Origin of the sequence: Arthrobacter sp. 49Tsu3.1M3 (genome assembly GCF_900168135.1) — a bacterium.
Lineage (GTDB): Bacteria > Actinomycetota > Actinomycetes > Actinomycetales > Micrococcaceae > Arthrobacter.
In genome coordinates this window covers 327,381-334,452 of sequence record NZ_FUZD01000003.1, presented here as the reverse complement: position 1 = coordinate 334,452, position 7,072 = coordinate 327,381, and the positions used below count along the sequence as shown (strand labels likewise).

Here is a 7,072-nt window from a genome sequence, read left to right as displayed (position 1 = left end):
CCGTCATGCAGCAGCGGGATGTCCGGGCCGAACTCGTTGCGCACGGCCTCGAACACGGTCGGCAGGTGGCGGAGGTAGGCGCGGGTGTCCCAGTCCTCTTCCTGCGGGAACGCCCCGCGCCCGGCCGGTTCGTAGTCATAGCGTTCCCCGGAGGCCTGGGCCTGGGCCGCGACGCCGTAGACGGCCTTGATCCCGGGCACGGCGGTCTGGATCCGGATCGACTTGTAGCCGAGCTCGAGGTGTTCGCGGACCGAGTCGAAGAGCGAGGGCAGGTCCGCGCCGGAGGCGTGGCCGTAGGCGCGCAGCCCGTTCCGGGACGCCCCGCCCAGGAGCTGGTAGACCGGCATCCCGGCGAGCTTGCCCTTGATGTCCCACAGCGCCATGTCCACCGCGGCGATCGCGGCCATCGTGACCGGGCCGCGGCGCCAGTACGAGGACCGGTACAGGAACTGCCAGGTGTCCTCGATCCGGTGCGGGTCCTTGCCGATCAGCAGCTGCGCGACGTGCTCCTTCAAATACGCGGCCACCGCGAGCTCGCGCCCGTTCAGGGTCGCGTCCCCGATCCCGGTCACGCCGTCCTCGGTGGTGATCCGCAGGGTCACGAAGTTCCGGGAGGGGCTGGTGACGAACACTTCAGCGGCAATGATTTTCACAACAGGTCCTTATCTGCTCTAACGGGGGGTGTCTTAGTGGCCCGGCGCCAGCGGCCCGGCCTCGGCCGAAACGACCGGCGCGGCGTCGGAGGTTCCGGCAGCGCTGCCGGTGCTTCCGCCGGACGAAGCTCCGGCGCCGGTGCGGCGGGCCTAAAGCGGGGGCTCAGCGCTGGGTGGTTCCGCCCGGCGTGGTCCCGAGCAATGCCAGCTCCGCACGGCCCGGCAGGCCTTCCCAGTCCCCCGCGGTGCTGACGGCGAAGGCTCCCGCCAGGGCGCCGCGCTGCAGGCGGCCGGCGACGTCGGCGCCGTCGAGCAGGGCGGACAGGTAGCCGGCGGTGAAGGCATCCCCGGCGCCCACGGTATCGATGCTGGTCACAGGCACGGCGGGCACTTCCCATCGCCCGTCGGCGGTGTGCACGCCGGCGCCGGCGGCGCCGCGCTTGACCACGACTTCGCGGACGCCGCGCTCCAGCAGTTCGGCGGCCATGGCGGTTTCAGCGGCATCTGCATCTGTATCGGCATCGCCGGGGTGCGGTGATCCCTCCGGGCCGGCCCCCACCGGGGCTGCGACCAGCCCGAGCTCGTCGTCGGAGGCAATCACGATGCTGGCGTGCCGGGCGAGCGGCGTGAGCGCGGCGCTGGCCTCCTCCCGGGTCCAGAGCTTGCTGCGGTAATTGACGTCGAGGGAGACCTCCATGCCCTCGGCGGCGGCGCGCTCGGCCGCGTACTCCACGGCCTTGCGGGCATCGGGGCTCAGGGCGGCGGTGATGCCGGTCAGGTGCAGGATCCGTGCGCCGGCCGCCAGGGCACGGTCCAGGTCCTCCCGGCCGATGGTGGATCCGGCGGATCCGGCGCGGTAGTAGAAGGCCCGGGTGATATCCGCCGTGCGCTGTTCAAGGAACATCACCCCGGTGTTCCTTGCCGCGTCAATCCGGTGCCGCAGCCCGACCCCCTCGGCGCGCAGCTGCCGCAAAATGTACTCCCCGTGCGGGTCGGCGCCGACAACCCCGGCCCAGGTGACGCTGTGCCCGAGCCGGGCGACCCCGACGGCAACGTTTGATTCGGCCCCGGCCACGTGCATGCCGAGGCTGCCGCCGGCGGACAGCGGGCCGGTGGACCGCAGCGAGACCATGGACTCGCCAAACGTCAGCAGGTCGACTCTCTCTTCGGCCAAAGCCGGGCCGACGGCGGCCATCACTGCAGGCTCTCCGCGCGCGGGCGGCCGAACCCGGCGGCCAGGGTCACGAAACCGCGGGCCCGCTCCCGCATCGGGGCGAGGTCGCCGCCGGAGCCGGCATCGCCGAAGAGCGGTCCGCCGAGCCCCACGGCAATGGCGCCGGCTTCCCAGTAGCCCGCGGCTTCATCCAGCCCGACGCCGCCGACGGCGATGAACGGGATCCCGGGGAACGGGTCGCGGAGCGCTTTGAGGTAGCCCGGACCGCCGATGGAAGCGGGGAAGAGCTTGACGGCCGTGGCGCCGCGGTTCATGGCTTCGTGGGCCTCGCTGGGTGTCAGCGCACCGGCGAGCACAGGCAGTGCCAGCCGGGCCGACTCGGCAATCGACTCTGCCAGCGACGGGGTCACCATGAACTGGCCGCCCGCCTCGGCGACACGGGCAACGTCCTGGGCCGTCAGCACCGTTCCGGCACCGACGAAGCAGCCCGCGGGGGCGGCCGCGCGGACTTCCCGGATGGCTTCAAGGGCCCGCGGCGTGGTGAGCGCTATTTCGACGTACCGGAAGCCCTCCTCCATCGCCGCGAGGGCTGCCTTCGCGGCGGCCCCGCCGTCCGTGCCGCGCACAATGGCCACCAGCCGGCTTTCCTGGATCCCGGCCAGCAGCAGTTCGGGCGTCAGCGTGTTCTCCATGTCAGGCTTCTCCTTCGTCGGGGCAAATCCGTCGGGGCAAGTCCGTCGGGGCGACAGGTCCGGCCCCGGCGTTCCGGCGTTCACCACTCGGCGAAGGCGCCGTCGGAGTGCCGCCAGACGGGACCACGCCAGGCATGCCCGCGCTTGTCAGCGGCCCGGACCACGGCCTCGTCAATCTCGATGCCCAGGCCGGGGCCGGTGAGCCGTTCGATGTGTCCGTCCACGAACTTCAGCGGGGACTTGTCCACCACGTAGTCCAGGACTTCGGCGCCCTGGTTGTAGTGGATGCCGATGCTTTGTTCCTGGATCAGGAAGTTGGGCGTCGCGAAGCCCACCTGCAGGCAGGCGGCGAGCGCCAGCGGGCCCAGCGGGCAGTGCGGGGCGAGCTGGACCTCGTAGATTTCGGCGAGCGAGGCGATTTTGCGGACCTCGGTGATGCCGCCGGCGTGGGAGAGGTCCGGCTGGGCCACGGCGATGCCGGCCTGCAACGCGGGCAGGAATTCCTGCCGGCTGTAGAGCCGCTCACCGGTGGAGACCGGCGTCGTCGTGGAGGAGGTGAACTCGCGCAGCAGGTGGGTGTTTTCCGGCACCACCGGCTCTTCGAGGAAGAAGGGCCGGTACGGTTCCAGCAGCGGCGCCACCCGGCGGGCGTTGGCGAGGCTGAAGCGGCCGTGGAAGTCCACGGCGACGTCGCGGTGGTCGCCGAGGACCTCACGGGCGGCGGCGACGCGGCGGACGACGCCGTCGAGCTCTGCCACGGAGGCGATGGGGCTCATCCGGCCGCTGGCGTTCATTTTGACCGCCGTCAGGCCGACCTCCAGCTGCGCGCTGATCTGGTCGGCCACCTCATTGGGCTCATCCCCGCCCACCCAGCCGTACATCCGGATCCGGTCCCGGACATGGCCGCCGAGAAGCTGGTGCACGGGCGTGTTGAAGTGCTTGCCCGCGATGTCCCAGAGCGCCTGGTCCAGGCCGGACACAGCGCTGGCCAGGATCGGCCCGCCACGGTAGAAGGAGCCCTTGGTCATGACCTGCCAGTGGTCCTCGATCCGCAGCGCATCGTTGCCGATGAGCAGCTCCGAGAGCTGCTCGACGGCGGTGCGGACGGTTTCGCTGCGGCCTTCGCAGCTCGCCTCGCCCCAGCCGACGATCCCGCTCTCGGTCTCGATCCGGACGAAGAGCCAGCGCGGCGCAACGAGGAACGTTTCAATCCTGCTGATGAGTGTCATGTCCTGCCTAGCCCTTGGTCGCCCCGGCGGTGAGGCCGGAGACGATGTACTTCTGCGTGAAGAGCGCAATGATCATGATCGGGATGGTGACCACGGTGGCGGCCGCCATGAGACCGCCCCAGTCGATGCTGGCGTAGGAGACAAAGTCGAAGATCGCGACCGGTAGGGTCTTGGTCTTCGAGCCGGAGAGCACCAGGGCAAACATGAAGTTGTTCCACGAGAAGATGAAGGACAGGATTCCGGCGGTGGCGATGCCGGAGACGGAGAGCGGCAGCGTGATGCGGCGGAAGGCGCCGATCGGGGTGAGGCCGTCCACCTGGGCCGATTCCTCCAGCTCCAGCGGCAGGGAATCGAAGTAGCTCATCATGATGTAGACGATCAGCGGCAGCGCGACGAACATGTGGCTGAGGATCAGCACCTCGAAACCGCCCACCATCTTCAGGTTGGAGAAGACGTAGTACCAGGGCACCAGCAGCGAGACGCCGGGGATGACGCGGGCCATCAGGACCACGAGCGCCGAGCGGTGCATGGTGAACCGGCTCATGGCATAGGCGGCCGGCACGCCCAGGACCAGCGACAGGGCCGTGGACACGAAGGCCACCCAGAAGCTGTTGAAGATGAAGACGAAGTAGTTGTTCCGCTGCAGGACATTGGCATAGTTCTCGCCCGTGGGCGTGAAGAAGAATGATTTGCCGGTGTCGTAGATGTCCACGTTGGTCTTGAAGGAGGCCAGCAGCATCCAGAACAGCGGGGCCACCAGGAACAGCACCACGGCGACCAGCGCGGCGACGCGGAAGACTTTGTACGCACGGGCGCCCTGGGGCTTCCGGCGCCGCGGCTCGGCCGTGGCCGGCACGGCGGCGGCCGTTTGGGGTTCGGTGTTTTCGGACACTACGGTCATTTGCTTACCGCTTTCTTGCGCATGGTCAGCAGCCACATGGAGCCGATGATGATCATGAAGAACAGGATCAGCACCGCGGAGGAAAGCCCGTACTGGTTGTAGTCGAAGCTCAGCCCGTAGGCGTAGACGTTGAGCGTTTCCACTTCGTGGAAGGACCCGCCGCCCTTGCCCTTGGTGGCGTAGAGGATGTCGAAGGTCTTCAGGGCGTCGATGCCCCGGAGCAGGATGGCGACGATCACGGTCGGCATCATGAGAGGCAGCGTGATGAAGAAGAAGCGCTGGAAGGCGTTGGCGCCGTCCATCCGGGCCGCCTCGTCGGGTTCCTCGGAGAGCGAGGTCAGTCCGGCCAGGAGGATCAGGACCACCATGGGGGTCCACTGCCACACGTCCATGAAGATGGTGGTGCCGAGCGCCGTGTCCTGGCCGGAGAGCCAGGGCTGGGCGGGAATCCCGACCATGCCGAGCAGCTGATTGACGAAGCCGATGTTGGGATCGAAGATCAGCCTCCACATCATGCCGACGGCCACGGGGGTGGCTACAAGCGGGAGCAGGATGGCCACGCGGACCCATTTTTCGCCGCGGAACGGGCGCCACAGCAGCAGCGCAATGCACATGCCGAGGACCACTTCGCAGACAAGGGCAACGCCGGTGAAGCTCAGCGTGCGGCCGACGGCGGGCCAGAAGCGTTCGACGTCGGAGAGGACCGTGAGGTAGTTCTGCACGCCGACAAACTCGGAGGCCGCCCGGACCGAGCCCTGCGAATCGGTCAGGCTCAGGTACAGGGTCCAGCCGAGGGGGAAGACGATCAGGACGCCGACAAAGATCATGGCGGGGGCGGCGAAGAGCCATTTGCGGTGCCGGTTGGCCCAGCCGGAGAACTTCTCGCGTGCACCGGGGGTGCGGGCGCCCTTGCGGCCGGACGGAGGCTGGGACTGGGCGCTGCGGGGAGTGGTCAATACAGACATGGTTCACCTAAGGAGTTGGGGGTGAAGTGAAAAGCTGGCCGCGGCGGGACGGCGTCGGACCGCCGTCCCGCCGGGCTGTTTGGTGCTCAGGCGTAGAGCGTCAGGCGCAAAGCCTGGCCGGCGCTGGCGCGCCGGGGGCGCTACTTCTTTTCGCTGTCCAGGAACTTCTGGAAGGCGTCGTGCGCCGTGTCGGCTGCGGCGGACGAGTCAGAGCCGGTGATGGTGGCGACGATCGGGCCGCCCACGATTTCGCGGGCCTTGCCTACGGTGACAACCTCGGGACGGTCGTGCCCGACGCCGTTCTTGGCGCTGGCCGAGATGGCCTCGGCGAGGTCCTTCGGGTAGGTGGAGGTGCCGGCCTGGTCAGCCCAGACCGACGCGCGGGGTCCGGGGACTCCGGCCTTCTGCGCCTCGAGGGTGCGTTCCTTGCTGGTGGCCCACTGGATGAACTTCCAGGCGTTGTCCTGGTTGCTGGATGCCTGGTTGATGGCGAGGCCCCAGGACGGGATGTTGTACGGCTTCGAACCGGCGGGGCCGGCGGGCAGCGAGGCGAAGCCGACGGTGTCGGCGACCTTGGACTTGGCCGGGTCGGTGGCGTTCTTGTAGAGCGAGTCGGCTTCCGTGTAGAAGGCGGCCTTGCCCTGTGTGAAGATCGCCATGGCTTCGGGCCAGCTCATGTCGGTGCTGACGTTGGCGGGGCCGTAGTTCTTGATCAGGCCGCCGTAGAACGCGTAGGCCTTCTTCGCGGCGTCGGAGTTGACGGCGGACTTGCCGCTGGCGTCGGTGAAGTCGCCGCCGAAGCTGTACAGGAAGCTGGAGAACTGGGTGACGGCGGCGGACTTGCCGGTGCGGGCCACGAAGCCGGCCGTGCCCGGGGAGGAAGCCTTGATGGCCTTGGCCGCGGCTTCGAGCTCGTCCATCGTCTTGGGAACTTCCAGGCCGGCGGCCTTCAGCAGGTCCTTGCGGTAGTAGAGGACTTCGCGTTCGGTGATGATCGGGACGCCGACCACCTTGCCGTCAGCGGTGGTGGCCTTGACCGGGCCCTCCTGGTAGTCCTTCCAGTCCCAGGCGGCGTCCGAGGAGACCTTGGACGTCAGGTCCGCGAGGTAGCCGTTCTTCGCGAACGCCTTTCCTTCCTGGAGCGGGCGGTACATCATGACGTCGATCTCGTCGCTGCCTGCGTTGAGCTTGACGTTGTACTGGTCCGAGAGCTGGTCTTCGCCCAGCTGGGTCAGTTCGACCTTGAGTCCGCTGGACTTCTCGAATTCCGGAATGGCTGCCTTGATGCCCTCGGTCCAGACGTGGTTGGCGAGGGTGACCCGGACGGTGCCGGAGGTCTTGGCGTCGGAGCTGCCGCTGGCCCCGCCGCAGGCAGTCAGGCCCAGGGAAAGGACGGCGGCGACCGCCGCGTACTTCGCAATTGAACGTCGCTTCATTACGACTTCCTTTGGTTTTCAG

At 68.4% G+C, this 7,072-nt stretch carries 6 protein-coding genes and 1 pseudogene; all 7 read right to left on the bottom strand.

Annotation, left to right across the window (positions count from 1 at the left end; all coding sequences use genetic code 11):
* Positions 1-653, bottom strand: a pseudogene (locus tag B5X90_RS06605) (bifunctional D-altronate/D-mannonate dehydratase); the annotation flags it as partial.
* 163 nt (positions 654-816) lie between these two features.
* Positions 817-1,848, bottom strand: a complete 1,032-nt coding sequence (locus B5X90_RS06600; RefSeq protein ID WP_143264665.1) for a sugar kinase — start codon at positions 1,846-1,848, stop codon at positions 817-819.
* Positions 1,848-2,519 carry a bifunctional 4-hydroxy-2-oxoglutarate aldolase/2-dehydro-3-deoxy-phosphogluconate aldolase gene (locus B5X90_RS06595; RefSeq protein ID WP_079551142.1) on the bottom strand — a complete coding sequence of 224 codons (672 nt, stop codon included), beginning with the start codon at positions 2,517-2,519 and terminating at the stop codon, positions 1,848-1,850. Before B5X90_RS06595 ends, B5X90_RS06600 begins: the two co-directional genes overlap by 1 nt.
* Positions 2,520-2,599: 80 nt before the next feature.
* Entirely contained in the window at positions 2,600-3,748 is a 1,149-nt protein-coding gene (gene dgoD / locus B5X90_RS06590) for a galactonate dehydratase (protein WP_079551139.1), read from the bottom strand.
* Positions 3,749-3,755: 7 nt separating this feature from the next.
* Positions 3,756-4,649 (bottom strand): carbohydrate ABC transporter permease, encoded by an 894-nt coding sequence (locus B5X90_RS06585; protein WP_079551137.1) that lies wholly within the window; start codon positions 4,647-4,649, stop codon positions 3,756-3,758.
* On the bottom strand, positions 4,646-5,614 hold the full coding sequence (locus B5X90_RS06580) for a carbohydrate ABC transporter permease (RefSeq protein WP_256860090.1): 969 nt from the start codon (positions 5,612-5,614) through the stop codon (positions 4,646-4,648). Before B5X90_RS06580 ends, B5X90_RS06585 begins: the two co-directional genes overlap by 4 nt.
* A 140-nt stretch (positions 5,615-5,754) precedes the next feature.
* Positions 5,755-7,050 carry an ABC transporter substrate-binding protein gene (locus B5X90_RS06575; RefSeq protein WP_079551132.1) on the bottom strand — a complete coding sequence of 432 codons (1,296 nt, stop codon included), beginning with the start codon at positions 7,048-7,050 and terminating at the stop codon, positions 5,755-5,757.
* Positions 7,051-7,072: the final 22 nt, after the last annotated feature.